The organism is Kitasatospora sp. NPDC093558, assembly GCF_040683475.1.
Classification (GTDB): domain Bacteria; phylum Actinomycetota; class Actinomycetes; order Streptomycetales; family Streptomycetaceae; genus Kitasatospora.
In genome coordinates this window covers 1-24,584 of sequence record NZ_JBFBDY010000054.1, presented here as the reverse complement: position 1 = coordinate 24,584, position 24,584 = coordinate 1, and the positions used below count along the sequence as shown (strand labels likewise).

25 protein-coding genes and 2 pseudogenes are annotated in these 24,584 nt (G+C 73.3%); 7 read left to right on the top strand and 20 right to left on the bottom strand.

Translation table 11 applies throughout. From position 1 onward, the window contains the following. The 4 genes and pseudogenes from AB0O00_RS08915 to AB0O00_RS08900 all read right to left on the bottom strand — a co-directional run. Positions 1-638, bottom strand: a pseudogene (locus tag AB0O00_RS08915) (hypothetical protein); the annotation flags it as partial. A gap of 51 nt (positions 639-689) precedes the next feature. Then, positions 690-1,628 carry a hypothetical protein gene (locus AB0O00_RS08910; protein ID WP_363649626.1) on the bottom strand — a complete coding sequence of 313 codons (939 nt, stop codon included), beginning with the start codon at positions 1,626-1,628 and terminating at the stop codon, positions 690-692. A gap of 142 nt (positions 1,629-1,770) precedes the next feature. Continuing rightward, positions 1,771-2,097, bottom strand: coding sequence for a hypothetical protein (locus tag AB0O00_RS08905; RefSeq protein WP_363649624.1), 327 nt, complete (start codon positions 2,095-2,097; stop codon positions 1,771-1,773). 7 nt (positions 2,098-2,104) lie between these two features. Further along, complete coding sequence (locus tag AB0O00_RS08900) at positions 2,105-2,254, bottom strand: hypothetical protein (RefSeq protein ID WP_363649622.1); 150 nt, start codon at positions 2,252-2,254, stop codon at positions 2,105-2,107. Positions 2,255-2,564: 310 nt separating this feature from the next. Between AB0O00_RS08900 and AB0O00_RS08895 the strand changes: the two genes are divergently transcribed. Further along, a complete protein-coding gene (locus AB0O00_RS08895; protein ID WP_363649620.1) occupies positions 2,565-3,296 on the top strand; it encodes a FadR/GntR family transcriptional regulator in 732 nt (243 codons plus the stop codon). A 70-nt stretch (positions 3,297-3,366) separates the two neighbouring features. Beyond that, entirely contained in the window at positions 3,367-4,620 is a 1,254-nt protein-coding gene (locus AB0O00_RS08890; protein WP_363649618.1) for an MFS transporter, read from the top strand. A 38-nt stretch (positions 4,621-4,658) separates the two neighbouring features. Here the strand turns inward: AB0O00_RS08890 and AB0O00_RS08885 are convergent, their stop codons facing one another. The 12 genes from AB0O00_RS08885 to AB0O00_RS08830 form a co-directional block, all read right to left on the bottom strand. After that, on the bottom strand, positions 4,659-5,375 hold the full coding sequence (locus tag AB0O00_RS08885; RefSeq protein ID WP_363649616.1) for an ABC transporter permease: 717 nt from the start codon (positions 5,373-5,375) through the stop codon (positions 4,659-4,661). A 53-nt stretch (positions 5,376-5,428) separates the two neighbouring features. Continuing rightward, positions 5,429-6,346 carry an ABC transporter ATP-binding protein gene (locus AB0O00_RS08880; protein ID WP_363649614.1) on the bottom strand — a complete coding sequence of 306 codons (918 nt, stop codon included), beginning with the start codon at positions 6,344-6,346 and terminating at the stop codon, positions 5,429-5,431. A 27-nt stretch (positions 6,347-6,373) separates the two neighbouring features. Further along, positions 6,374-7,270 (bottom strand): ABC-2 transporter permease, encoded by an 897-nt coding sequence (locus tag AB0O00_RS08875; RefSeq protein WP_363649612.1) that lies wholly within the window; start codon positions 7,268-7,270, stop codon positions 6,374-6,376. Then, on the bottom strand, positions 7,260-8,216 hold the full coding sequence (locus tag AB0O00_RS08870) for an ABC transporter ATP-binding protein (RefSeq protein ID WP_363649610.1): 957 nt from the start codon (positions 8,214-8,216) through the stop codon (positions 7,260-7,262). Before AB0O00_RS08870 ends, AB0O00_RS08875 begins: the two co-directional genes overlap by 11 nt. A gap of 166 nt (positions 8,217-8,382) precedes the next feature. Next, a complete protein-coding gene (locus AB0O00_RS08865) occupies positions 8,383-9,480 on the bottom strand; it encodes a hypothetical protein (RefSeq protein ID WP_363649608.1) in 1,098 nt (365 codons plus the stop codon). Continuing rightward, positions 9,477-10,382, bottom strand: coding sequence for a hypothetical protein (locus tag AB0O00_RS08860; RefSeq protein ID WP_363649606.1), 906 nt, complete (start codon positions 10,380-10,382; stop codon positions 9,477-9,479). The genes AB0O00_RS08865 and AB0O00_RS08860 overlap by 4 nt, the downstream gene beginning before the upstream one ends. Continuing rightward, positions 10,379-11,266: a hypothetical protein gene (locus tag AB0O00_RS08855; RefSeq protein ID WP_363649605.1), complete on the bottom strand. Its 888-nt coding sequence runs from the start codon at positions 11,264-11,266 to the stop codon at positions 10,379-10,381. Before AB0O00_RS08855 ends, AB0O00_RS08860 begins: the two co-directional genes overlap by 4 nt. A gap of 52 nt (positions 11,267-11,318) precedes the next feature. Then, a complete protein-coding gene (locus AB0O00_RS08850; RefSeq protein ID WP_363649603.1) occupies positions 11,319-12,125 on the bottom strand; it encodes a hypothetical protein in 807 nt (268 codons plus the stop codon). 340 nt (positions 12,126-12,465) lie between these two features. Next, on the bottom strand, positions 12,466-13,062 hold the full coding sequence (locus tag AB0O00_RS08845; RefSeq protein ID WP_363649601.1) for a hypothetical protein: 597 nt from the start codon (positions 13,060-13,062) through the stop codon (positions 12,466-12,468). Positions 13,063-13,198: 136 nt separating this feature from the next. Next, complete coding sequence (locus tag AB0O00_RS08840; RefSeq protein ID WP_363649632.1) at positions 13,199-13,603, bottom strand: hypothetical protein; 405 nt, start codon at positions 13,601-13,603, stop codon at positions 13,199-13,201. A gap of 29 nt (positions 13,604-13,632) precedes the next feature. Continuing rightward, on the bottom strand, positions 13,633-14,058 hold the full coding sequence (locus AB0O00_RS08835; protein WP_363649599.1) for a roadblock/LC7 domain-containing protein: 426 nt from the start codon (positions 14,056-14,058) through the stop codon (positions 13,633-13,635). Positions 14,059-14,145: 87 nt separating this feature from the next. Continuing rightward, positions 14,146-15,096, bottom strand: a complete 951-nt coding sequence (locus AB0O00_RS08830) for a MarR family transcriptional regulator (protein WP_363649597.1) — start codon at positions 15,094-15,096, stop codon at positions 14,146-14,148. 358 nt (positions 15,097-15,454) lie between these two features. Between AB0O00_RS08830 and AB0O00_RS08825 the strand changes: the two genes are divergently transcribed. Beyond that, on the top strand, positions 15,455-16,348 hold the full coding sequence (locus AB0O00_RS08825) for an LLM class flavin-dependent oxidoreductase (protein WP_363649595.1): 894 nt from the start codon (positions 15,455-15,457) through the stop codon (positions 16,346-16,348). A 20-nt stretch (positions 16,349-16,368) separates the two neighbouring features. Here the strand turns inward: AB0O00_RS08825 and AB0O00_RS08820 are convergent, their stop codons facing one another. Continuing rightward, positions 16,369-16,563, bottom strand: coding sequence for a hypothetical protein (locus AB0O00_RS08820; protein ID WP_363649593.1), 195 nt, complete (start codon positions 16,561-16,563; stop codon positions 16,369-16,371). Positions 16,564-16,766: 203 nt separating this feature from the next. Here AB0O00_RS08820 and AB0O00_RS08815 point away from each other — a divergent pair, with 203 nt between their 5' ends. Further along, positions 16,767-17,615 carry an HAD family hydrolase gene (locus AB0O00_RS08815; protein WP_363649630.1) on the top strand — a complete coding sequence of 283 codons (849 nt, stop codon included), beginning with the start codon at positions 16,767-16,769 and terminating at the stop codon, positions 17,613-17,615. Positions 17,616-17,674: 59 nt separating this feature from the next. Here the strand turns inward: AB0O00_RS08815 and AB0O00_RS08810 are convergent, their stop codons facing one another. From AB0O00_RS08810 to AB0O00_RS08800, 3 genes are all read right to left on the bottom strand, one after another. Beyond that, on the bottom strand, positions 17,675-18,439 hold the full coding sequence (locus AB0O00_RS08810) for a phosphate ABC transporter ATP-binding protein (RefSeq protein ID WP_363649628.1): 765 nt from the start codon (positions 18,437-18,439) through the stop codon (positions 17,675-17,677). A gap of 281 nt (positions 18,440-18,720) precedes the next feature. Next, positions 18,721-19,620: a sortase gene (locus AB0O00_RS08805; RefSeq protein WP_363649591.1), complete on the bottom strand. Its 900-nt coding sequence runs from the start codon at positions 19,618-19,620 to the stop codon at positions 18,721-18,723. Next, entirely contained in the window at positions 19,617-21,422 is a 1,806-nt protein-coding gene (locus AB0O00_RS08800) for a phosphate ABC transporter substrate-binding protein PstS (protein ID WP_363649589.1), read from the bottom strand. The genes AB0O00_RS08805 and AB0O00_RS08800 overlap by 4 nt, the downstream gene beginning before the upstream one ends. A 253-nt stretch (positions 21,423-21,675) precedes the next feature. Here AB0O00_RS08800 and AB0O00_RS08795 point away from each other — a divergent pair, with 253 nt between their 5' ends. The 3 genes and pseudogenes from AB0O00_RS08795 to AB0O00_RS08785 form a co-directional block, all read left to right on the top strand. After that, on the top strand, positions 21,676-22,125 hold the full coding sequence (locus AB0O00_RS08795) for an SRPBCC domain-containing protein (RefSeq protein WP_363649587.1): 450 nt from the start codon (positions 21,676-21,678) through the stop codon (positions 22,123-22,125). Between the two features lie 169 nt (positions 22,126-22,294). After that, a complete protein-coding gene (locus AB0O00_RS08790) occupies positions 22,295-23,041 on the top strand; it encodes a beta-phosphoglucomutase family hydrolase (RefSeq protein ID WP_363649585.1) in 747 nt (248 codons plus the stop codon). Beyond that, positions 23,038-24,584: pseudogene (locus AB0O00_RS08785) on the top strand (family 65 glycosyl hydrolase); the annotation flags it as partial. The gene AB0O00_RS08790 and the pseudogene AB0O00_RS08785, both read left to right, overlap by 4 nt.

Below are 24,584 nucleotides of genomic sequence, written 5' to 3'. Positions count from 1 at the left end.
GCATCCGTGTACACCTCGTGCAGCGCACCACCCTCAACCGCCTCCACCGTCCGGTTGTTCGCCGCCGGCGGAGCCGGAACCGGAGTCGGCGCCGGGGCCTGGTCGTCGACGATGTTGTTGTAGCGGAGCGCGGTGTAGTAGCTGGTGGGCCAGCCTTCGAGGGAGCTGCTGTTGATGTTGGCCTTGGTCGGGCCGTGCGTCGGGTTGTGGCTGTTGCTCTCGGCGTAGTAGGTGAAGTCCCCGTTGGCCTGGTTGGTCCAGTTGGCGAACAGGAACGTGTGCTCGGCGGTGTAGTCGAGTGCGTCACCGGACTTCAGCTGGGAGAAGCTGATCTTGGTGGAGACGTTCGGCAGGGTCTGGGTGACCAGGCTGCTCGTCAGGTGCCAGGCCATGGAGACGTAGCCGGAGCAGTCCTCGCGGTAGGTGCCGTTGGCGTCGGTCTTGTAACCGCCCTGGTTGTAGGGGACGCCCTCGTCGACCCAGCTCTGGGCCCGGGCCAGCACCTCGCTGCGGGTTATGGTGCCGCCCGCGGTCGAGGCGGCCTGCGCCGGCGCGGCCGCGGCGAACATGGTGGCACTGACGCCGGCGGCGACGAGGGTGGCGAGCGAGCGAGCGGCGACGCGGGAGATGCGGGACATGAGTGGGCGTTTCCTTCGGGTCGGTCGGGGTGAGGTCTGGTGGTGTGCGCGCTAGCGCTGCTCGGCCGCCGTGGCCGCGGTGCTCAGCTGGGCGGCGAGGTTGGTCAGGGTCGTCCGGTCGTCGTCGGCCGTCAGTGCGCCGGCTCCCGGGGTTCCCGCGGGGATGGCGAACTGCAGGGCCGTCAGAGTGTTGTCGTGGTGGACGAGGTAGATGTGCCCGGTCTGGGGGCCGGGGGCGGAGATCCCGGGGACGGCGGTCCACTGCCGTGCGTAGGCGGTGCCTTCGGCCGTCGTGTTCGTCGTGCTCACCTGTGCGTCCTGCGGCAGCTTTCCGTTGCTCTGCAAGGCACGGGACTGCTCCTGACAGGTGTTCATCGAGCTCAGGAGGTCGGCGTAGGCCTGCTGGGCGCTCGCGGCGTCGGCGAAGGTGAAGGTGTCCTGGATGGCCGGCGTCTTGAAGGCGCTGACATAGCCCTGCTGCTGCCAGGTGGTGGCGCCCTTGGCGACCGCGCACTCGTTGAGGCGGATGTCGTGGGTGGTGGCCTGGGTGTGCGGCTGCGCGATCGGCTTCCAAGCGGCGGCCGTGTTGTCGGGCAGCTGCGCGGCAGGCAGCGGGGCGGGTGCGGTGCGGACGGGGCCTGATGCGGCCGCCGGTGCGCCGGCCGCCTGCTGGGGAGTGGCCGTGTTCGACGTGGTACTCGTCGGCCGGGGCTGCGCCGTCGGCGTGCCGGTGGCGGCCGGCTGGTCGGAGGTGCTCTGCGGTGCCGGGGCGGCCTGTCCGGACGGCCCGGTCGTCGGTGCGTCCGACGGGGACGGGATGGACGACGGGGCGGTGAAGGCCGCGGACGGGGCCACCGAGGCCGGCGTGGCGACGGGCGCCACGGCCGAGGCCTGGGCACCGGTGTCGAGGCCGGCCCAGGCGAGACCGCCGGCGGTGACGGCGCACAGCGCGACAGCGGCGCGGACGAGAGTCGACTTCTTGCTGGCCACGGCAGAGCTCTCCTTGGCGGATGGGTGATGGATCGTCGGAGTCCGCTGCGTGGCGGCTTGGACGGTGTTCGCGAACGCACGGGGGCGTGCCGACCGGCCCCGGGTAACGCGAGGGCCTCGGCCTGGAGGTGACCCGGAAGGGTCAGGCGGTGCGACGGGCAGCGGGTTCGGCGCCCGCCGTGAGCGGCTCGGGCGGCAGGTAGCGCCGGTGGAGCAAGGACGAGGCCTGGTGGCTCCGGGCGATCAGAGTGTGGGCGCGCTGTACGGCGCCGGGCGCATCGGGCGAGCTCGGGGTCAGGAAGTAGAGCAGGAGGTCGACCCGTCCCGGCTCGGAACGTGCGCTGACGTGCTGGAGTCCGTCACCGGGCCGGCAGTGGGCCCACAGAGCGTCCACGACCTCGGCCTCACCGCCCGGCCGGACGGCTTCGTCGGGCTGCCGGGGTGTCAGACCGGCGTAGACGATCTCCACCGCGGGCTCAGCCGCCCCAGCCGAGGCTGTCCTGGGACACCGCCGGGGCGGGGGCGCCGACCGAGGCCGACGCCGCGGCGGCAGAGGGCGCGAGGACGACGGCGGTGACGGCGACGGCGGCGACCGCGGCGGCCTGGGCGATACGGGTGCGGATCATGGCAGAAGTCCTTCGCTGCTGATGGGTGTGGTCGTCCTGCACCGGCAGGCGCCCCGCGGTTGGCGCTTCGTCCGGTTGCCGTCCCCGGGGTGCTCCCCCTGGCGGCGATCAATAGCTTTCCCGCTCGTCAGCGCCGCCGGAAGGTGTTCCGCCTGTCGCCAACCGGACCGTCCGAGGTCGGACATGCTGTCATGGACACGACAACACGCCCAGCCCGACCCGGCGTTCATCGACAGTTGTAGGATGACCGGGCAAGTGGTTGTAGGATGACCGACGACCGATGGTGACGAGCAGCGGAGGGAGCACCCGTATGACCGGCGACGGCAGCAGCCTGCAGGCGGCCGGACGGCGCTCCCTCGTGGACACCGCCATCGACGAGCTGCGCGAGCAACTCGCGGGCGGCGCCTGGCCGGTGGGCTCCAAGATCCCCACCGAGCACGAGCTCGCCGAGCGGCTGCAGGTCGGCCGCAACACCGTCCGGGAGGCGATCCGGGTGCTGGTGCACGCCGGCATGCTGGTCTCCCGGCAGGGCGAGGGCACCTTCGTCCGCAGCACCAGCGACCCGGCCGCCGTCCTGCGCGGCGTCCAGCGCTCGGGCATCCGGGACGTCCTGGAGGTCCGCGCGGCGTTGGAGACCGAGGGCGCGCGGATGGCCGCCCTGCGGCACACCCCCGAGGACATCGCCCGGATGCGGGCCGCGCTGGCCCGCGAGGCCGAGGTGATCGCGGCGAGCCCGGAGCGGGCCGGCCGCGAGGCCACCGTCGAGCACGACCTGGAGTTCCACACCGCCGTCGTCGAGGCCGCGCACAACCCCGCGCTGGCCGAGGTGTACCGCTACTTCGGCGCCTCGGTGCGCGAGTCGATGCGGACGGCCTTCGGCGACCACGACATGCCCGAGGTGGTCGTCGCCACCCACGCGGCCCTGGTCGACGCGATCGAGAGCGGCGACCCGGACCGCGCCGAGGCGGCGTGTCGGGCGCTGCTCGCCGAGCCGATCGCGGCCGTCGAGCAGCTCCTCGCGACCATCGCGGCCCGGAAGTAAGGCCCGGAAGCCGGGCCCACGCCCTTCCGCCGTCCGCACCCTCTCTCACCCCCGAAAGAACAGCACCCCCATGGCCGTCACCCGTGCCCAGCAGCCGGTTGTCACCTCCTCCGCCCCGCTCCCCGTCCGCTCCCGGCTGGCCCACCCGGCGCTGCTACTGACCGGCATCCTGCTGGTCGCGCTGAACATGCGCGCCTGCCTCGCGGCGATCTCCCCGATGGTCGGCGAGATCCAGCGCACCTTCGGGCTGTCCACCACCGCGAGCGGTCTGATCACCACCGTGCCGGTGCTGTTCCAGGGCGTCGGCGCGCCGCTCACCCCCCGGCTGACCCGGCGCTTCGGCACCGAGCGCGTGGTGCTCGGCGCGGTGCTGGTGCTCGGCGCGGGCGTGCTGCTGCGGGTGTTGCCCTCGGTGGTGGCGCTGTACGCGGGCTGCGTGGTGATCGGCGTGGCGATCGCGGTGCTGAACGTCTCGATGCCGGGCCTGGTCAAGCGGGAGTTCCCGGAGCGGGCGGCGGCGATGACCGGCGTCTACTCGACGACGATGCTGGTCGGCGCGACCCTCGCGGCCGGGCTCTCGGTGCCGCTGGAGCACGCGCTGGGCGGCGGCTGGGAGGCCTCGCTGGGCGCCTGGTCGGTGCTCGCGCTGGTGGCGGCGGTGGCCTGGCTGCCGCAGGTGCTGCGCTCGCGCGGCGAGCGGGCGGCGGCCGTCGCGGCCCCGGCCGCCGACAAGGCCGTCGCGGGCAAGCCGATCGAGGGCCTCTGGCGCTCCGGACTGGCCTGGCAGATCAGCCTGTTCATGGGCATCTCGTCGCTGCTCGTCTACACCCTGGTGGCGTGGATGCCGACCATCCTGGCCGAGCACGGGATGGACCGCGGCCGGGCCGGCCTGGTCTTCGCCTTCTCCAACCTGCTGCAGGTCGTCGGCGCCTTCCTGGTGCCGCTCATCGCCGGCCGGATGACCAGCCAGCGCGGCCTCGCGGTGGCCATGGCCGCGCTGAACGGCCTCGGCATCGCCCTGCTGCTGGTCGCGCCGGTGTCGGGCGCCTGGGTCGCGGCGGCCATCCTCGGCGTCGCGCAGGGTGGTTCGCTCGGCCTCGGCCTCGCGTTCATCGTGCTGCGGACCGGCAGCGCGGCCGGCGCCGCGCAGCTGGGCGGCATGTCCCAGGCGATCGGCTACCTCGTCGCCGCGGCCGGGCCGGTCGGCGCGGGTGCGCTGCACCAGCTGACCGGCGGGTGGAGCGCGACGCTCGCGCTGATGCTCGTCCTGGTGGCCGTGGTCGGCGCGGCCGGCTGGGGCGCGGGCCGCAACCGCACGCTCTGACCGCCCGTCCCGTACGGGCTCGGTCCTCCCGTACGGGCTCAGTCCTCGCCGGCCAGGGTCAGCCCGGCCAGTCGCACCGCGGCCAGCACGGTCGCGGCGACGGTGACCACCAGCAGCAGCGGCACGGCCACCCCGAAGGAGACGTCGGCGCCGATCGCGGCGTCCCCGGCCACCGTCTCGGCGACCGACCGGGCCCACTGCTGGACGCTCAGCGTGCGGGCGCCCGCCACGAAGTTGCCGACCAGCGACTCCCACACCAGCGCGTACCCGAGGCCGGCCACCACCGCGTGCCGGGTGACCACGCCGAGCAGCAGGAACACCGCGCTGTACGCGGCCCCCGCGACCAGCGCCGCGACGGTGTAGCCGAGCGTGACGCCGTCCCTCGTGCCGTACAGCATCAGGCCCGCGAGCAGCATCGGGACGGCGGCGAACACCCAGGTGGTGGCGATCGCGACGGCCAGCTTGGTGGTGACGATCCGCCAGCGCGGCAGCGGCTTGGCGAGCAGGTAGACGATCGAGCCGTCGTCGATCTCGGTGGCGATCACGCCGGTGCCGACGACCAGGCCGAGGATCGGCACCAGGGTGCCGAGGCCGAGCTGGCCGAGGATCTTGACGGTCAGCTCGTGACCGCTCCCGCTCGACCCGCTCGCGAGCGCCGAGACGAGCAGCAGCAGGGCGGGGACCACCAGCAGCAGGGCGCCGCGGCGGCGGCCCAGCAGGCCGCGCAGCGTCAGCCTGGCGACGGTCGGATTCATGGTCGGCCTTTCCCGATGGCGGACTGGCGTGCTGGGGTACTGGTGGACTGAGGTCAGGCGGAGACGAGGTAGGAGAACACGCTCTCCAGCGACTCGTCCGCCGGGGCGACGGTGTACAGCGTGATGCCCGCCTGCCGGGCGACCCGGGGCAGCAGCGTGGTGAAGCCCTGGAAGTTCACCGCCTGGATCCGCAGGGCCCGTTCGCGCTCGTCCACCTCGATGCCCGCGGTCGAGCCGTCGGCGATCAGCGCGGCGGCCAGCCGGCGGTCGTCGCTGGAGCGGACCAGGTAGCGGTGCGGGCGGTCGGTCATCAGCCGGCGGATCCGGCGGAAGTCGCCCGAGGCGGCGTGCCGTCCGGCCACCACGACCTCGATGTGCCGGGCGAGTTGCTCGACCTCCTCCAGGATGTGCGAGGAGAACAGGACCGTCCGGCCGTCCGCGCCGAAGCGGCGCAGCAGGTCCATCAGCTGGAGCCGCTGGCGCGGGTCCATGCCGTTGAACGGCTCGTCGAGCAGCAGCACGGCCGGGTCGTGGACGAGCGCGGAGGCCATCTTGACCCGCTGCTTCATGCCCTTGGAGTAGGTGCCGGTCCTGCGGTCCTGGGCGTACTCCATCTCGACCAGGCCGAGGGCGCGGCGGGCGGCGGCGCCGGGATCGGGCAGGCCGTGCAGTTCGGCGTTGGCCAGCACGAACTCCCAGCCGGTCAGGTAGTCGTACATCGACTCCCGCTCGGGGACCAGCCCGATCTGCCGGTACACCTGCTGGTTGCGCCAGATCGGCGCGCCGTCCAGGGTGACCGCGCCGGTGGAGGGCGCGAGGAAGCCGCTCATCATGTGGATGAGGGTGGACTTGCCCGCGCCGTTCGGGCCGAGCAGGCCGGTGATGCCCGGACCGATGGCCATGCTGATGTCGTTGACGGCGACCACGTTGCCGAACCAGCGCGAGACCTTGTCGATGGTGATGGTGGCCATGGCGTCCCTCTCAGACCTCTCCCTTGATCAAACGCTGCGGTAGCGGCGCAGCAGCAGCCCGTACGCCCCGGCCGCCATCCCGGCGGCGACGGCGAGGAACACGACGGCGCCGAGCGCGCCGGGGGCGTGCATCCGGCCGACCGTGCCGCCGACGTCGAAGAGCTGGTTGGTCAGGCTCTCCACCAGGTCGGTCGGCGACAGCAGCGCGGCCCACTGGGCGGAGTCCGGGACGGTGACCTCGAAGCCGGTGCCGATCCTGGTCAGGATCGCCACGAGCACCGAGCTGACCGCGAGGTAGCCCATGATCCCGGCCACCCCGAAGCCGCGGCGCGGGGTGGCGGCGGCGATCACCAGCGCGACCGAGGTCGGCACGAGCGCGTACAGCACGGCGGCCACCAGGCCGATCAGGAAGTGCTCGGTGTTGTACGCGAAGTCCAGCCGGCCCAGCAGCGCGCCGACGTAGAGCACCACCAGGGGCGCCAGCATCAGCAGGAACTGGGCGCAGAACATCGCCGCGAACTTGGCCCGGACGTAGTCGCCGCGGGTGATCGGGCGGGAGAAGTACAGCGGGACGGTGTGGTACCTGAGGTCCCGGGAGAGGAGCACCGGCGTCTGCGAGGCCAGGAAGATCGAGACGATCAGGCCGAAGGACGACAGGTAGCGCGGGTAGTCCAGCGGCAGTCGGGCCGCGTTGGTGAAGAGCGCGATCGCGACCATGATGACGGCCGGCACGGTGAGCACGCCGAGCACCAGCATCGGCAGCACCTTGGACTTGCCGGAGCGCCCGAGGCCGTACGCGGCGCGCAGGCTCTGGGTGAACAGCGAGCGGGTCGCGTAGGCCCGGCCGAGGCGGGGGCCGGCGTAGCCGCGGTAGCCGATGTCGTGGATGACGCCGGTGTCGGCGGGGCCGCTCTCAGGAGGCATCCTCCGGACCTCCCTTGGACTCGTCCGTGAAGAGTTCGGCGACCCGGTGCCGGCGCTGTTCCAGCCGGACCAGGCCGAGGCCGAGGTCCGCGACGGTGTCGCGGATGGTGTCGTAGGTGTCGTCGCCGGCCAGCTCGACGAGCAGCACGTGCGAGCCGTCCGGGGTGACGGACAGGCCCGCGGCGGCGAGGCGTTCGCGGACGGCGGCGCCGGGGTCGAGGGTGGCGTCCTCGGGGTGGTCGGTGACTTCCACCGCGAGGAGGGCCGTCGCCTCGGTGAAGGAGGCGGTGGAGGAGGAGCGCAGCAGCTTGCCGCCGTCGATGACGACGAGGTGGTCGCAGGTGCGCTCCAGTTCGCCGAGCAGGTGGGTGGTGACCAGCACCGAGATGCCGAAGTCCCGGTGGACGCGGCGGATCAGCGCCAGCATCTCGTCCCGGCCGGCCGGGTCGAGGCCGTTGGTCGGCTCGTCCAGCAGCACCAGCTTGGGGTCGTGGACGAGCGCCTGGGCCAGCTTGACCCGCTGCTTCATGCCGGTCGAGTACCCGCCCATCGGGCGGTAGCGCTCCTCGTACAGGCCGACGTGGCGGAGGGTGTCCGCCGTGCGCTCGCGGGCCGCGGCGGCGGGCAGTCCGGCCATCCGGGCCATGTGCACCACGAACTCGGTGGCCGACACGTCCGGCGGGAGGCAGTCGTGCTCGGGCATGTAGCCGACGCGCTCGCGGATCTCCGGGCCCTGGGTGGCGACGTCCAGGCCGAGGACCCGGCCGGTGCCGGAGGTCGCCGGGGCGAGCCCGAGCAGGATCTTGATGAGAGTGGACTTGCCCGCCCCGTTGGCGCCGACCAGGCCGACGACCCCCGGGTGCACCTCGACGGTGAGCCGGTCGAGGGCGGTGACCCGGGGGTACCTCTTGGTGAGGCCGTCCGTCTTGATGACAGCTGTGGACACGCCCCCAACGTAACGGGCGCCCGCCGCACGGGCCATGAGCTGGAATGACGAACCGCGCATGATGCTGCGGTATGACGGCGCGGGGCCGCCCCCTAGGGGTTCGGGGGAACGCGACCGGGCCGACCACGCGCGAAGTGGTCGGCCCGGATCGGCAGGTGACGCTCCGTCAGGCGAGGAGGTCGGACTGCAGCGTGGTCACCTGGCGGAACGGCGCGACCGGCACGCCCTTCGGGTTGGTCATCGTGATCACGGCGAGGACGTCGTTCGCCCCGAGGTACGCCAGCCGGGCCGTCGGATCGCCCTTGTCGCCCTGCACCGAGGCCTCCTTGACCACCAGGTCGACGTTGTCGACGGTGTCCCAGCCCTCGTGCGAGCCGACCTTCACGCCGGGCAGGGCCTTCGGCAGGCTGTTCCCGCGCAGGGCGGAGAAGACGTCCCAGCACTCGGAGTAGGAGCCGAAGCGCAGCAGCCGGATCTGCGTCCGGGTGCCGTCGGAGGCCGTCCACTCCCGGACGGCCGCCGCGCGGCACGCGTTCTGCAGCAGCAGGGCGCGCAGGTCCGCCGGGTTCTGCTGCTCGTCGAGGACCGCGTCGCAGGGGGCCCAGTCGGCCGAAGCCGTACCGGGCTTGCCGGCGGCCGAGGGGGCCGCCGTCCCGGACGCCGCCGGGCTCGCGGACGACGCGGACGGGCTCGCCGAAGCGCTCGCCGACGGGCTCGCGGAAGCGCTCGCGGACGGGCTCGGGGAGCCGGACGCGGAGGGCGTCGCGGCCGGCGTCGGGAAGACGACCGGGCCCAGCGAGCCGCCGGCCTCCTTGGGCGCGGGCAGCACGAGGTAGCGGAGGTCCGCGCGGTGCAGCAGCCGGTCCTTCCGCACCGACTGGCCCGACTGGTCCTTGCCCGGGGGCAGCGGCGGCAGGGCCAGCGCGGGGAAGGTGTAGCGGCCGTCGCTCTTGGTGGCCAGGCCGGGGATGTCCGTGCGCTCGGGGGCGGTCAGGGCGAACGCCGTCCCGGTGCCGGCCAGCGCGCACACCAGGGTGGCGGCGGCCCAGCGCACCACGGCCTTGCGGCGGCGGGTGCGACGGGCGAGGCGGGCCTCGCGCTCCTCGGGCGTCTCCGGCACCTCGGGGGCGGCCGGCGCGGGCGGCACCAGCTCCACCTCCGAAAGCGCCGGACCGGCCGGCGCGGCGGGCTCGGGCGGGGCCGTCGGCGCGGGCGGGGGGACGGGGGTGCCCGCGGGGTCCTGCGGGGTGACGTGGTCGGTCATACGGACGCTCCCGGGCGGGCGAGGCGGTCGAGCTGCGCGGTGAAGAGGGCGACGATCTTGTCCTTGGGCAGCGGCGCCACGCCCTCCACGTTCATGACCACGAGGAGGTCGCCCTCGGCGGCCGAGCACTCCAGGTAGTCGAGCGGGGCGGACGGCGGCGCCGGCATCAGGTAGCAGTGCGCCTCGGGGTGGCCGGGGATCTCCGGGCCGAGCCGGAACAGGCCGGTGTCGCTGAAGACCGCCGTGTACTCGTTGAGCTTCTGCACCTCCTGCTGGTTGAACTGGCGCAGCTTGAGGCCGACCACCAGGTCGTCGCCGTCGGACCGGTACGTCCGCACGCCGGTGGCCTTGACGTGCAGGCCCTCCCAGTAGGCGCGGAGCTTGTCGCGCTTGTCCTTGGGGATCTGCTGGAGCTCCTCGTCCAGTTCCGCGCTGAGCTGCTCGGCGCCGATCTCGTTGTCGTTGCCGTAGCCGCCCTCGTCCGGGCCGAGCTCGAAGCCGACCGGGACGGGCAGCAGCAGGTCGCGCAGCGAACCGAAGTGGTTGCCGTTGGACTTGGCGCCGAACGGCGTGGCCGTCGCGGTCGGCGTCGGCACGGCGGACGGACCGGCGGCGACCGGGGCGGGGTCGTCGTACTGCGTCTTGATGATGCCGATGCCGATGACGACGCCGACCAGCGCCGCCGCGACCGTCGCGGCACCCGCGCGCAGCAGCCGGGCGGAGGCCGGGCGGGGGCTCGGGGCGACGGGGTGCTCGGGCGTAAGCGGCTCGGGCGTGAAGTGCTCGGGCGTGAACGGCACAGCGGCAGGCTGCTCCGGCGCGGGCTGCACGGGGGCAGGCTGCACGGGGGTGGTGTGCGGCTGCTCGGGGTTCTCGGCCCCGGTCACGGTGCTGTCGCTCATATCAGCCGCTCCCACTGCTGCTTGGCGAGGTCCTCCAGGGTGTTCGAGGTCACCGGGTTGGCGCCGAAGACCTCGACCTCCATCACGACGGTGCCGCGCTGGGCCACGGCGTGGCCGTAGTAGTACGGCTCCTTGCTGTCCGACCAGTAACTGGGCTTGTCGAACACCTTGTAACCGCCGTTGGCCCCCTTCTCGAAGGGCTGCGAGCGGAAGAGGTCGGCGCGCGCCTTCGCCTCAGAGGCGTGCTCCGGCGCGTACTGGACCAGCGCCACGCGGTACTTGATGTCGTCCTTCTGCCAGTCGACCTCGACCGCGCGCCGGAAGCTGCGCGAGTTCAGGTCCTTGAACTCGCGGACCGCGTCACCGGTGTGGTCGGCGAGGTCGGCGGCCGAGATCCAGGACGGCTTGTCCGGGTTCTCGCCCCAGGGCTTGCTGCCCTCCGGCGCGGTGACCAGGAGCTTGCGCAGGTCGCCGTCGATGGCGAGCGGCTGGGGCTGCTCGGCGGCGAAGGCCGTCGGGTCGACCGTCACGGCCGGGTAGGACGGCCGCGCGACCTGCAGCGGCGGCAGCGGCGTCGGCGGACGCTGCGCCTGGATGGCGTAGCCCACGCCACCGCCGCCGAGGACGCCCAGCACCAGCCCGCACACGGCCAGCAGCACCGGCCGGGGCCGGCGCGGGGCGCGCGGCGCGGGCTCGGGGCCGACGGCCAGGAGGTCGGGGGCGAAGGCACCGGGCGTCCCGCTCACGATGGCGTCGGGCGCGATGGCGTCGGGCGCAACGGTGTCGGACGCGGCGACGGGCTGCGGCGGCGCGGCGGGTGCCGGGGGCGCCGGGGGCGGCGGAGGGACGTCGCCGGGCGACGGCTCCACGGGTTCGGTGGTCACGAAGTGGCTCCAGGAGAAGGAAGGGTGACGGCGGGCGGGCGGCGGTGCGGGCTCAGCCGCCGGAGGCGAGCCACTCGCGCTGCCGCTTCATCAGCTCGCTGAGCAGCGCCTTGTCCGGCGTCCCCTTCACCTCGACGTCGATCGTGTACTGGACGTCGCCCTGGCTGGAGATGCCGGTCATCGAGCCGGTGTAGGCCTGCTGCTTGGGCTTGTGGACGTAGCCGTGGGCGTTCGGGTCGCCGTCGATGTCGATCGGGTCCTGCGACTTGACGGTGTAGCCCTTGACGAACTCGCTCGCCATCGCGGTGGAGCCGAAGTGCAGGAGGGTGACGGTGACTTCGGCCTTGCCGTCGGCCGTGCGGTACATCCGGGAGGCGCCCTCCTTGTACCCGTACGAGCCGAGGATGTCCATGATCCCGTCCTGCTTGCCGAAGAGCGCGCCGACCTCCTCGTCGCTCATCTTCACGCCGTCCGCGGGCCCGTACGACTCGCCGCCGTCGGGGATCGGGAGCAGGAAGTAGCGCAGGTCGCCGTCGTGCTTGCCGCCGCTGACGGAGCCCTTGACGGTGCTGGCCGGCTTGGGCGTGGTCGGGACGGCGGTCGGCGTCGGGAGCGGCACGGCGGTGGGCGTCGGGCTCGCGGAGGCCGTCGTGGACGCCGACGCGGCGGCGGTCGGCGCGGGTGCGGCGGCGGCCGGGCGGGCGTCGGGCTTGCCGACGGCGACGGTCACGGCGGCGCTGGCCGCCGTGACGGCGAGCAGCCCGGCGGTGGCGAGCGCGACGCCGACGGCGCGCGGCAGCCGGCGCGCGGGCGCCTCGGCCGTCAACTCGGCACCATCAGCGGGCGCCTGGGCCGTCAACTCGACACTGTCACAGGAAGGTTGAGCAGCTACCGGCTGCTCCGCGGGGTGCTCGTTTTCGGGCGCGGACAAGGAACTCCCCCAGGGAAACGTGGAATGTCGCGCGCGGGCCCCTCCTGCACCGCCCCCCTGCGGCTCTCCGGACCGTCCGGCACGCGTCTCAGCAGGAATTATGAGAGTGCGGTGATATTTCCGCCAACAAAATCAATCACCGCGTTCCCGCCCAATGCCCGATGAATCGGACACGTCGTGATCCAAACGCAATGGGCGGACCGGCGTCGACCGCCGATCCGCCCCGCGGGCCCTTCGCCGCCCGCCTACCGGCGCGGGCGGACCCGGCTCAGGAGACCGCCTTCTCCCACATCTCGACGACCTTGCCGGAGGCGTCGAGCGTCGCCTTGAAGACGTTGTCCTGGCAGGGGTAGACGCCCTTGTCGCCGTGCGGCGTCGCGATGCACTCGTTGACGTGCTTGGCGAGGGTCTCCGCGTTGGCGTCCATCGGCGGCTTCACCACCGACCGCAGCTGGGCCTTGAAGGTGGGGGCGAACTGCGCGGTCTTGTCGGGCCCGGTCGGTTCGAGCGCGACGTCGTCGACCCCGCAGGCGTCCTTGGTCTCCTTGTAGACCAGGGTCGTCCCGCTGGTGCCCTTCACCGGGACGATCCACTTCTGCCCGGCCGGCAGCGGGTCGTGGGTGCAGATGCCCTCCGGACCGGCGTCGGTGGCGCCGGCGGACGGCTTGCCGGTGGGCTTGGCCTTCCCGGCCGGCGACGCGGCGCCGGTGGCCCCGCCGGTCGCGGGCGCGGTGGTGGGCGCGGCGGCGGCGGTGCTGGAGCCGCCACCGGCCTGGTCGGACGAGTTCTCCGGGCCGCAGGCGGCCAGGCCGAACGCGGCCGTGGCGACCAGGGCGGCGGAGAGCAGTTTCCTGGAAACGTTCATGACGACTAACCCCCGTGTGACGCATGATCAGGTTATCGGTGCGGCGGACAGACTAGCGCCTCCCACCGTCGCCCGGACCCGGCGGACCGGGGGGTGGACCGGCGGGCCGCCGGTCCACGAGCCCGCAGCTACGACTTCACAAGCGTCCGTGGTCCTTCAGCACCCTCCGGGCCTGGGCGAACAGCATGCCCACGTTCACCGACTTGCGGCAGACGACCACGGCGACGACCTCGTCGGTGCTGTCCACCCGCAGGAACAGGTGCGCCAGGTTGTCGCTGTTGACGAGGATCTCCTGGAAGTAGTGACGGTCGCTCACGACCCCGCGCCGCTCCTTGAAGATGCCCTCGATCATGACGACGTTGCGGCCCTGGAACAGGTCGAGCGTGGCCGCCGCCAGCATGTCGAGGACCTCCGGGGGGTGCGAGTCGACCGTCTCCACCGACAGGAGCATGCCGGTGGACATGTCGATGACCCCTGCGGCCACGCAGTCCGGCACCTCGGCACGTAGCCCCTTGACCAGGCTCGCCACCCGTTCGGTCATGGTCTGGGACCCGTGGGCTTCTGACACGCTCATCGTTCTCCTTCTTCAGTGTCGTCGGGTTCCGCCGCGCTTCCCGAGGTGAGCAGGGTGCCGATCCGCTCCGCGGACACCTGCGCCTCGATGTGCAGCCGTTTCACGTCCAGGCCCGAGTCCCCGAGCACCCCGATCAGTGCCATCTCGCCGATCGCCCGGGCCACCAGGTAGCCGTCGGTGTACCGCGTCACCGTGTGGTGGAGCGGGCCCTTGCTCGTGACGCTGCCGACCCGGCGGGCGATGCTGAGCGCCGCCGCGGTGAGGGCGGCCAGGCCCTCCGCGCTCTCGGTCCCGTCGGTCTCGGCCGTCTCGGCCGTGATCAGCAGGCCGTCGGCGGAAGCCACCACGATGTCGGTGACGCCGATGACCCGGTCGCGCAGCACCTGCATCTCGGCGACCAGTCGGTCGTCCCTGGTAGTCACAGTTCTCCTGTCGCGTGCGCCTCGATACCGGCCCGGGCCGCGTTGCCCGGAACCGGTCCCACCCGCGCCGGACGCGAGGTGGGGCTCTCATGGGTGCCCTTCGGCTGCCCGGTACTTCGCGACGAGAGCGGGCGGGGGCCGCCAGCGGTCGGCCACGGGCCGCAGGGGGAGGACCTCGTTGATCCCGCTCGCGCCCGGTCGGCGGCGCGGCAGCTGGACCGCGCCGCCGAGCGGGCGGGCGGCGGTGCCCGCAGGCGTCTGCCACCGGTCATCCCTCGGCACCGGCGGCCGGTCCGGGCCGCCCTCGGCCGGGAGAACCGCCTCGACGATGCCCTCGCCCAGCATGCGCAGCACGTCCACCGTCACGGCATAGAGGCTCCGCCCGAGCAGGAACGCGATGTCCCGGGAGGTGTTCCGGCCGTTGGCCCGCAACAGGATTTCCCGTCGCTCGCCGGCGACCGAGCCGCTCAGCAGGGCGGTGGCCGCATTTCCCCGGGCGAGCCGGTCATGGAAAGGGGAAATCGACAGTCCCAGGGAATCGAGCGCCCCGATTCTCCGCTCGGCCTCCCGGAGCAGCCATTCCGCTTCGATTCCCTCCGGTGCGACGGGTCGCTGGGCCGGGGTTTCGTGGTCGACGGCGAATCCGTCGATCCGGCCGATTCCCATCGCCAGGGCCGCGTCCAGCGCCGCCATCACGCAGACCAGCTGCAGTTCCGCGGCACCGACCCGGTCCGGCGCGGCAGGCCGGGATCCCGCGCCGCCCTCGGCCGCGGACCGGACCGCCGGAGCCCGGTCCCCACCCGCCCGGCCCGAGCGCAGGAGAAGCGTGTCCACACCCGGGGCCCCGGGCGAGGCGACCTCGACGACGGCACCGCGCCGGAGGCGGAAGGATCCGCCCGGGTCCCCGGTGACGAGGAGCGTCCCGGAGAACCGGTCCCGGGAGGCACCGGTCAGCATCCGGGCGAACTCGTGGCTCGCGCTGCCCGGCCGAGCGGCGGCGAACTGCGCCAGCACCACCGCGGAACCGATCTCGTTCACGTCCGCCCCCTCCTGCGCAGCGGCCGAGCGGACACGGCCCCGAGCGCGTCGCCGCCGGAAATCCCCCGGCACCTCGGTACGACCATTCCTGGCATGCCCCTGCAATCAGCCGCGTTCCGCCGGACTTCCGCCGCCGGAATCCCCGAAGGTCCGGCGCGGAAATCGCACTGTAGTGGAGCCGACCGAATGCACAATCGAGATGACGATAATTGCCCGCAGGTGAACACCGACTGCCGACCGTGGGCGCATTCGAGCCGCACCTGCTTCAGAATTGTGTGATTCCGTGCACCGGACCGGACGGAGCCCGCTCAGCCGATCGACAAGCCCGCCACCAGCGCGTGCGCGTAGGGTCGGGATCATGCGACTGAGCACCGTGATCCTCCCCATTCACCGGTGGGGCGAGGGGCAGAAGATCTGGCGGCGGGCCGAGGACCTCGGGTTCCACGCCGCGTACACCTACGACCACCTGTCGTGGCGCAGCTTCCGGGACGAGCCGTGGTTCGGCTCCGTCCCCACGCTGACCGCGGCCGCGACGGCCACCGAGCGCCTGCGCCTGGGCACGCTCGTCACCTCGCCGAACTTCCGGCACCCGGTGACGCTGGCCAAGGAACTGATCACGCTGGACGACGTCTCCGGCGGGCGGCTGACGCTGGGCATCGGCGCCGGCGGCGTCGGCTACGACGCGACCGCGATGGGCCAGGAGGCGTGGTCGCCGAAGGAACGGGCCGACCGCTTCGGCGAGTTCCTGCCGCTGCTGGACGAGCTGCTGCGCGAGGACGCCACCACCCGCGAGGGCACCTACTACTCGGCCGTCGAGGCGCGGAACCTCCCCGGCTGCGTGCAGACGCCGCGCGTCCCGTTCTACGTCGCCGCGACCGGCCCGCGCGGGCTGAAGCTGGCCGCCGAGCACGGGCAGGGCTGGGTCACCTACGGCGACCCGCGCGGGCCGGCGGACGTGCCGGTCGAGCAGGCGCCCGAGGTGATCGCCAAGCAGATCGAGAAGCTGACGGCCGCCTGCGAGGCGAAGGGCCGGGACGTCGCGACGCTGGAGAAGGTGCTGCTCCAGGGCTCGACCGCGGAGCAGCCGCTGGCCTCGCTGGACGCCTTCGTCGACTGGGCGGGCACGTACCGCGAGCTGGGCGTCACCGAGCTGGTGATCCACTGGCCGGTGCCGGACTCGGTCTTCGAGAACGACCTCGCCGTCTTCGAGCGGATCGCCACCGAGGGCCTCGCCCAGCTCGGCGAGCGCTGAGACGCGTACGGAGGCCCGGCTTACGGGTGCGGACGGGTGCGCTGGGCGGGGAGCTTCGGCTCCGGCCCGGCGGGCCCGTCCGGGGCTCCCCGGCGGGCGATCTCAGCGAGCGCGTGGAACAGCACGTCGCCGAGGAGGACGGGCTCGCGCGAGGCGGCGCGGGCTGCGGGAGGGACGGTCGGGAGAGGCTCGTCTCGAAGCTGGCGAGTGGGCATGGCTCTTCCTGCCGACGGGGTGGCCGCCTGGTCGGCCATGGCGAGTCCTGCCCGGAGGGCGGAAGCCGGACACCCCCGCACCGGGCGAATCGGCCGGAAACGGCGCTTCCGGGGCCGAAAGAAGGCCGACGCGGGTCGAAGCACCGGGGGCGGCCGGGGCCCGCGGACCCCTGCGGACCTCGGCGGTGACCGCCGCTCCGCCGATGGGCGAAGATGGACCGGTGACCGAACCCCGCATCCCCCGCCTGATCGCCACCGACCTGGACGGCACCCTGCTGTGCAGCGGCGGCACCGTCACCGACCGCACCGCCGCCGCCCTGGCCGCGGCCGAGGCGGCCGGGGTGCAGGTCGTGTTCGTGACCGGGCGCCCGCCGCGCTGGATGCAGCAGGTCAGCCGGCACATCGGCGGGCACGGGGTGGCGATCTGCTCCAACGGCGGCGCGATCGTCGACGTGCGGCGCGGCGAGCTGCTGGAGTCCTTCCCGCTGCACGAGGAGACCGCGCTGACCGTGGTCGAGATCCTGCGCGCCAAGCTGCCCGGCACGTCGTTCGCCTTCGAGTACCCGGCCGGGTTCGCCCGCGAGCCCGGGTACGAGGTGCCGATGTGGGGCGAGGACGTGGACCACCCGATCGGCCCGGCCGAGCTGCTGCTGGGGCCCGACGGGCCGGTGCGCGGCCTGTTCAAGCTGCTGGCCAAGCACCCCGACCTCGACCCGGACAAGCTGCTCGGCGAGGCTCGCGAGGCCGCCGGGCACCTGGCCGAGATCACCCGCTCCGCGCCGATCCCGCTGCTGGAGATCAGCGCGCCCGGCGTCACCAAGGCCAGCACGCTGGCCCGTTGGTGCGCCGGGCACGGCATCGACCGCGCCGACGTGGTCGCCTTCGGCGACATGCCGAACGACCTGGAGATGCTGGACTGGGCCGGCACCGCGTACGCCGTCGCCAACGCGCACCCGCAGGTGCTGGCGGCGGTGGAGCTGCACACCGTGAGCAACGAGCAGGACGGCGTCGCGGCCGTGCTGGAGCGGATCCTCGGACTGCCCTCGGCCTGACCAAAGGACCAGGGCGTGTCTTTCGGATCAGGCCGGGTGCCGCGACGCCAGGACACGCCCTAGCCGAAGCGGCCGTTGACGTAGTCCGAGGTGCGCTGGTCGCGCGGGCTGCCGAAGAGCTGCTCGGTCGGCCCGGCCTCGACGATCCGCCCCGGGGTGTCGTGGGTGGCCAGGAAGAACGCGCAGGACTGCGAGACGCGCTGGGCCTGCTGCATGTTGTGGGTGACGATCACAATGGTGAGCCGCCCGCGCAGCTCGGCGATCGTCTCCTCGACGCGCCGGGTGGAGGTCGGGTCGAGCGCCGAGCACGGCTCGTCCATCAGCAGGACGTCCGGCGAGACGGCCAACGACCGGGCGATGCACAGGCGTTGCTGCTGCCCGCCGGAGAGCGCGCCGCCGGGGGTGTGCAGCCGGGTGGCCACCTCGTCCCAGAGCCCGGCCCGGCGCAGGCTGGTCTCCACGAGGTGCCGGCGCTCCTCCTTGGACACCTTGATGCCGGCCAGCTTGAGCCCGCTCGCGACGTTGTCCTGGATGGACATCGCCGGGAACGGGTTGGGCCGCTGGAACACCATGCCGATCCGGCGGCGCACCTCGGCCGGGCGGCGGCCGAGGCGGTAGACGTCGTCGCCGTCCAGCAGGACCTCGCCGGCCAGTTCGGCGCCGCGCACCATCTCGTGCATCCGGTTGAGGATCCGCAGGTAGGTGGACTTGCCGCAGCCGGACGGGCCGATCAGCGCGGTGACCTCGCCGGCCGGCATCGCCAGCGAGACCCGCTCCAGCACCTTGCGCGAGCCGAACCAGGCGGAGACGTCCCGGGTCTCCAGCCCCGCGAGCGGCCCGCCGCCCTGCCCGCCGCCGGAATGCCCGCTGCCGGACCGCCCGGCCGGCCCGGAGCCGTCCTGCGGCGCGTACGGCCCGGCGGATGTCCCGGTGTACGGCCCGGCGGTCTCCGGTCCCGGCCGCGAGACCGGCTGGACGGGCGGCAGGGTGAGCGTGTCGGCGGCCGGGTCCGGCGCCTGGTGCGGCGCGTCGGCCGTCCGGTCCTGGGTCGGCGGGTGGTCGGTCATCGGTGCATCCGTCATCGGTACGGTCCTCCGGGCGCGCGTCAGTAGAGGTTGGGCAGCAGGGCGGCGGCGTTCTCGTAGACCGCCCAGAGCACCGCGCCGACCACCGGCGCGAGGCTCAGGTAGGCGGTCGAGCGGCGCCAGTGCCGGGCCAGCAGCAGCGCGGCGACCACCGCGCCGAGCAGGCCGAGCGACCACAGCTGCAGCGTGGCCAGCGCGCCCTTGTCCGCGGCCAGCGCCTTGTCGTACGGGACGGTCGCGGGCCGGCCGCCCGGGTTCTGCTCGGGGGCGCCGTCCAGCCGGGCGCCGATCATCACGGTGGTGCCGGGGATCCAGTCGGAGTCCCCGGTGACCAGCACGAGCCGGTCGGGGGCCGGGTCGGTGATCGGGGAGTCGCCGTCGCCGTACACGTTGACGGTGTAGCTGAACTTCCCCTGCCCGGTGGTGGTCTCGATCTTGTCGCCGACCCGCAGCCCGGACAGCTCCGCGAACGGCGCCCCGAAGGTGGCCCCGCGGCCGAACACCACCGCCACCCCGGCCTGGCCGGGCAGCGCGGTGTCCCGCCGGTGGCCGGGCCCGCGCATGAGGTCCCGGCCGGTGGTGCCCTCGACGACGACGGCCTGGTGCAGGCCGATCGCCGGGATGTCCAGCAGCGCCACCGGCTCGCCGTCCGGGGCGGAGCCGGTCGGGGCGACCGCGCGGGCGAGCTGGTCCCGGAAGGTCTTGTGCGCGGTGGACTGGTAGTGCCGCTCCTGGAGGTCCGAGAGCGTGAACAGGTAGCCGACGAAGCCCAGCACGAGCACGGCCAGCAGGCTCACCGCCCAGGCGCCCTGGAGGAACCGCCGCCGGCCGGGCGTCACCGCGGGCCGCTCCGCCGGTGCGGCCGGCTGCGGGGCGGCCGGTGCGGGCGCGGCCGGCTTCTCCAGCACCGGGGCCGTCACGACGTGCCGCCCGAGTCGCGGCGGCGCAGCAGCCGGCGGCCGAGCAGCGGCGGGACGACGACGACGGCGAGCAGCTCGATCGCGGTGAGCGTGCTGAGCATCCAGTCGTCCGGTTTGCCGTCGACGTCGACCACGTTGGCCGCGACCTCCGCGCTGCCGCCGCGGCCGCGGGCGACCGCCTGGCCGGTCTGCGGGTCGACGGCGTCGTCGGTGGGCTGGTCGCCGGGGGCGGCCGCAGCCGCGTTCGGATCGGCGGCCGCGGCCGGGGCGTTCGGGTCGCCGGTGCCGCCGGCCGCCGCCGCACCGCCGGTGCCGCCCGCCGCGCCGCCGCCCGTACCGCCCTTGTTCCCGGCCTTGCCGGTGCCGCCCGCGGTGCCACCACCGCCGCCGCTACCGCCCGTACCGCCGGCCGCGCCGCCGCTGCCGCCCGCGCCGCCGGCCGCAGCGCCGCCCGAGCCCGAACCGCCCTTGACCGCCTCGCCGTTCTGCACGGTGCAGTCGAGCGGCTGGCCCTGCTTGTCGCACGGGCTGGGCATCGGGGCGTTCTTGAGCAGCGTCAGTTCGCCGGCCTGGTTGAAGGTCGGGTTGGCGCAGCCCGTCAGCTTGTCCGGGTCGACCTTGCTGGCGTTGCCGGGGATGTGCTTGCTCTGCTTCAGCCCGCCCTTGACCAGGCCTTGCGGGATCGGCGAGTAGCCGAGCTGATCGGCCTCGCCCTGCCCCTCGCACAGCACGTAGTCGAGGAACCGGCTGAGGGCGGCGCCCTTGTCGTCGTTGAACCGGGGCAGCGACTGGAGGAAGCCGGAGCGCGGCACGATCAGGTAGCTGTAGCTGGAGATCGGGTACGCGCGCGGGTCGTCCATGGTGTAGACGCCGTCGAGGTTCTGCTGGAGGTAGTTGGGGTCGGACTCCGCCGTCTCGTCGTCGACGCCGCGGATCTTGGCCGCGGTGAGCGACACCGCCACGTTGGAGGCGGTCGGCAGCGAGAAGTAGCCGGCCTTGTTGAGCACCTTCACCACGGGCCAGTTGGCCTTCTTGGCGAACGCGTACTCGTCGTAGCCGATGGTGCCCTGGTTGGTGGGGGCCATGATGTAGCTGGCGACGGTGTCGGAGCTGCTCTGCGCGACCATCGGGCTGGACGCCGGGAAGAACTCGGTGTACTCGCCGCAGCCGATGGAGTTGACCGCCTTGCAGTACTCGTCCCACTGGGCGCCGTAGGTGTGCGACATCCAGCGGGTGAACTGCGCGGTGGCGCCGGAGCCGTCGGAGCGGACGACCGGGAAGATCTTCAGGCTGGGCAGCTGCCTGCCGTAGTCGCGGGTGATCTTCGGATCGTTCCAGTTGGTGATCTTGTTGGTGAAGATGTCCACGATGGTCTGTGGGGAGAGCCGCAGGTCACGGACCTGCTTCCCGCCGATCTGCAGGTTGTACATGAAGGTGGTGCCGCCCGCGGTGACCGGCACGTACGAGTAGCCGTACGTCGGCTGCTCGGCGCCACCGCCGCCGCCGCGCCGGCCCGCTTCGTTCAGACCGGTGTCCTCCTTGGAGCGGAACGGCACGTCCGAGGCGGTGAAGTCGGTCTGGTTGTTGCGCCACGAGGCGCGGCCGTTCGCCGAGCCGGTCGCGGCGAAGTCGATGCCGATGCCCTGCGTCCGGACGTCCTGGCGCCACTGGTCCAGGGCCGGCGCGGCCCAGCTGGAGCCCTCGCCGCTCAGCACCACGGCCGCGTGCGCTGGAGTGCTCCGCCCCAGCATGGTCCCCGAGGCGAGCAGGAGGGACAGCAGTACGGCCATCGTGCGGGCCACGGGGCGGTTAGGGCCTGTCTTCAAACCCCCGCCTGCCGTGCGACGCCTGGGCACGCGCCTCGCCGCGTTGTCGTCGGTCGCCGATGCTCCGCATCGCGTCCCTCCTCCGCCTTGCGATGCACGCACCCCAACGCCGCACGGCCCGCCCTCCGGGCGGACGACGGGAGTCCGGAGACAGGCCCCGGGGCGCGTCCGCCCCGGGGTCGTGCCATGGTGGCTGAGGGGGGGCCGCAGGCCACGAAAGGCGGACCGCATGCCCGAGATCGCGCTGCAGATCGACATCGCCGCCCCCCGGGACGTCGTCCTCGCCGCCCTCAACACCCACGACGGCCTGACCAGCTGGTGGACCACCGCCGTGGACCGGGACGAGGACGTCCTGCTCTTCGACTTCCCCGGCGTCCCCGAGCCCTTCCGGCTGCGCCGCGAGCGCGCCGACCTCGACCGCGTCGTGTGGGCGAACACCGGCGCCTTCCCGCCGCACTGGGCCGGCACCTGGATCACCTGGGACCTCGCCGAACAGCCCGACGCCCCCGACCGCACCCGGCTGCTGTTCCGCCACGGCGGCTGGCAGCCCGGCAGCGAGGACGGCATCCCGATGGTGGCCGGCACCTGGGCGGAACTGGTCGTCCGGCTCAAGGACTACGCGCAGAGCGGCAAGGTGCAGCCCTACTTCGTCACCGCCAGGCACCACGACCCCGCCTGAGCCCCGACTGAACCCCGCCCGAGCCCCGCCGGAGCCCGCCGGCCCGTCCGGTGGCGGGATCGCCGCCCGGGGGCGATCGTGGACGTGTACGCCACCCGCCCGCGACGCGCCGCCGGGAATATCGGCGGCTTCCCCGGCATCACGGGCCATCCCGGGTAAGACTGCACCCATGCTGGGCCTACCGGACGACATCCGCGCCTTCCTCTTCGACCTCGACGGAGTGCTCACCCAGACCGCCGTCGTGCACGCCGCGGCCTGGAAGGACACCTTCGACACCTTCCTGCGCGCCGAAGCAGCCCGCACCGGCGGGCAGTTCGTCCCCTTCGACGCCGTCACCGACTACGACGCCTACGTCGACGGCCGTCCGCGCCTCGACGGCACCCGCTCCTTCCTGCGGAGCCGGGGCATCGACCTGCCCGAGGGCACCGACGACGACCCGCCGAACGCCCGCACCGTGCACGGGATCAGCGTCGCCAAGAACGACACCGTCCTGCGCATGATCCGCGAGCAGGGCGTCCGGCCGTACGACGGCTCGGTCGCCTACGTGCGCCGGCTGCGCGCCCTCGGGCTGCCCAGCGCCGTGGTCTCCTCCAGCGCCAACTGCCGGGACGTGCTGCGGGCGGCGGGCATCGAGGACCTGTTCGACGTGGTCGTGGACGGGATCGTCGCCAAGCGCGAGGGCCTGCCCGGCAAGCCGGCCCCCGACACCTACCTGCACGCCGCCCGCGTCCTCGGCGTCGAACCCGCGCACGCCGCCGTCTTCGAGGACGCCCTCGCCGGCGTCGCCTCCGGACGGGCCGGCGGCTTCGGCGCGGTGGTCGGCGTCAACCGCACCGGCCAGGCCGCCGAACTGCGCCGCGACGGCGCCACCGTGGTCGTCGACGACCTCGCCGAACTGCTGGGGGAGCAGGCATGACCGTGTCCGACACCTTCGTCGTCGACCCGTGGCAGATCTCCGAACACGGCCTCGACCCGGCCTCGATGGCCCGCGCCGAATCCGTCTTCGCGCTCTCCAACGGCCACATCGGCCTGCGCGCCAACCTCGACGAGGGAGAGCCGCACGGCCTGCCCGGCACGTACCTCAACGGCGTCTTCGAACTCCGCCCGCTGCCCTACGGCGAGGGCGGCTACGGCTACCCGGAGTCCAGCCAGAGCGTCATCAACGTGACCAACGGCAAGATCATCCGGCTGCTCGTCGACGACGAGCCCTTCGACCTGCGCTACGGCGAACTCCTCGGCCATAAGCGCTGGCTGGACTTCCGCGACGGCCTGCTGCACCGCGAGGCCGAGTGGACCTCCCCGGCCGGCCGCACGATCCGGGTCCGCTCCACCCGGCTCGTCTCGCTCACCCAGCGTGCCATCGCCGCCGTCGAGTACTCCGTCGAGGCGGTCGACGGCCCGGTGCGGATCGTGCTCCAGTCCGAACTCGTCGCCAACGAGCAGCTCCCCGGCGGCCCCGAGGGCGACCCGCGCGCCGCCGCCGTCCTGGAGGCCCCGCTCCAGCCCGAGGCCCACCACGCCGACGGGACGAAGGCCGTCCTGGTGCACCGCACCCGCTACAGCGGCATCCGGGTCGCGGCCGGCATGGACCACGTCATCGAGGGCCCGGACAAGCTCGACACCGTCGCCGAGGCCGGCGCCGACCAGTGCCGGATCAGCGTCACCACCGTCCTCGAACCCGGACAGCGGCTGCGGCTGGTCAAGTTCATGTCCTACGGCTGGTCCGCGACCCGCTCGCTGCCCGCCGTCCGCGACCAGGTCGAGGCCGCGCTGACCGCCGCCCGGTACACCGGCTGGGACGGCCTCGTCGCCGAACAGGCCGACTACCTGCGGGAGTTCTGGAAGACCAGCGACATCGAGATCGAGGGCGACGTCGAACTCCAGCAGGCCGTCAGGTTCGCCGTCTTCCACGTCCTGCAGGCCGGCGCCCGCAGCGAGGAGCGCGCCATCCCCGCCAAGGGGCTGACCGGCCCCGGCTACGACGGCCACAGCTTCTGGGACACCGAGACCTTCGTCCTGCCGGTCCTCACCTACTGCCTGCCCGCCGCCGTCAACCAGGCCCTGCGCTGGCGGCACACCACCCTCCCGCTCGCCCGCGAACGGGCCGCCCAACTCGGCCTGGCCGGCGCGGTGTTCCCCTGGCGGACGATCCGCGGCGAGGAGTGCTCCGGCTACTGGCCGGCCGGCACCGCCGCCTTCCACATCGGCGCCGACATCGCCGCCGCCGTCGCCCGCTACGTCCGGGCCACCGCCGACACCGACTTCGAGCGCGAGTACGGGCTCGAACTCCTCGTCGAGACCGCCCGGATGTGGCGCTCGCTCGGCCACCACGACGCCGCCGGCAAGTTCCGCATCGAGGGCGTCACCGGCCCCGACGAGTACAGCGCCGTCGCCGACAACAACGTCTACACCAACCTCATGGCGCAGACGAACCTGCGCGCCGCCGCCGAGGCCGCCGG

Bases quoted from the DNA above. Each gene is read 5' to 3' on its own strand.
- AB0O00_RS08900 (WP_363649622.1), bottom strand. From the start codon at position 2,254: ATGATCCGCACCCGTATCGCCCAGGCCGCCGCGGTCGCCGCCGTCGCC.
- AB0O00_RS08895 (WP_363649620.1), top strand. From the start codon at position 2,565: ATGACCGGCGACGGCAGCAGCCTGCAGGCGGCCGGACGGCGCTCCCTC.
- AB0O00_RS08890 (WP_363649618.1), top strand. From the start codon at position 3,367: ATGGCCGTCACCCGTGCCCAGCAGCCGGTTGTCACCTCCTCCGCCCCG.
- AB0O00_RS08885 (WP_363649616.1), bottom strand. From the start codon at position 5,375: ATGAATCCGACCGTCGCCAGGCTGACGCTGCGCGGCCTGCTGGGCCGC.
- AB0O00_RS08880 (WP_363649614.1), bottom strand. From the start codon at position 6,346: ATGGCCACCATCACCATCGACAAGGTCTCGCGCTGGTTCGGCAACGTG.
- AB0O00_RS08875 (WP_363649612.1), bottom strand. From the start codon at position 7,270: ATGCCTCCTGAGAGCGGCCCCGCCGACACCGGCGTCATCCACGACATC.
- AB0O00_RS08865 (WP_363649608.1), bottom strand. From the start codon at position 9,480: ATGACCGACCACGTCACCCCGCAGGACCCCGCGGGCACCCCCGTCCCC.
- AB0O00_RS08860 (WP_363649606.1), bottom strand. From the start codon at position 10,382: ATGAGCGACAGCACCGTGACCGGGGCCGAGAACCCCGAGCAGCCGCAC.
- AB0O00_RS08845 (WP_363649601.1), bottom strand. From the start codon at position 13,062: ATGAACGTTTCCAGGAAACTGCTCTCCGCCGCCCTGGTCGCCACGGCC.
- AB0O00_RS08840 (WP_363649632.1), bottom strand. From the start codon at position 13,603: ATGACCGAACGGGTGGCGAGCCTGGTCAAGGGGCTACGTGCCGAGGTG.
- AB0O00_RS08825 (WP_363649595.1), top strand. From the start codon at position 15,455: ATGCGACTGAGCACCGTGATCCTCCCCATTCACCGGTGGGGCGAGGGG.
- AB0O00_RS08820 (WP_363649593.1), bottom strand. From the start codon at position 16,563: ATGCCCACTCGCCAGCTTCGAGACGAGCCTCTCCCGACCGTCCCTCCC.
- AB0O00_RS08815 (WP_363649630.1), top strand. From the start codon at position 16,767: ATGGGCGAAGATGGACCGGTGACCGAACCCCGCATCCCCCGCCTGATC.
- AB0O00_RS08795 (WP_363649587.1), top strand. From the start codon at position 21,676: ATGCCCGAGATCGCGCTGCAGATCGACATCGCCGCCCCCCGGGACGTC.
- AB0O00_RS08790 (WP_363649585.1), top strand. From the start codon at position 22,295: ATGCTGGGCCTACCGGACGACATCCGCGCCTTCCTCTTCGACCTCGAC.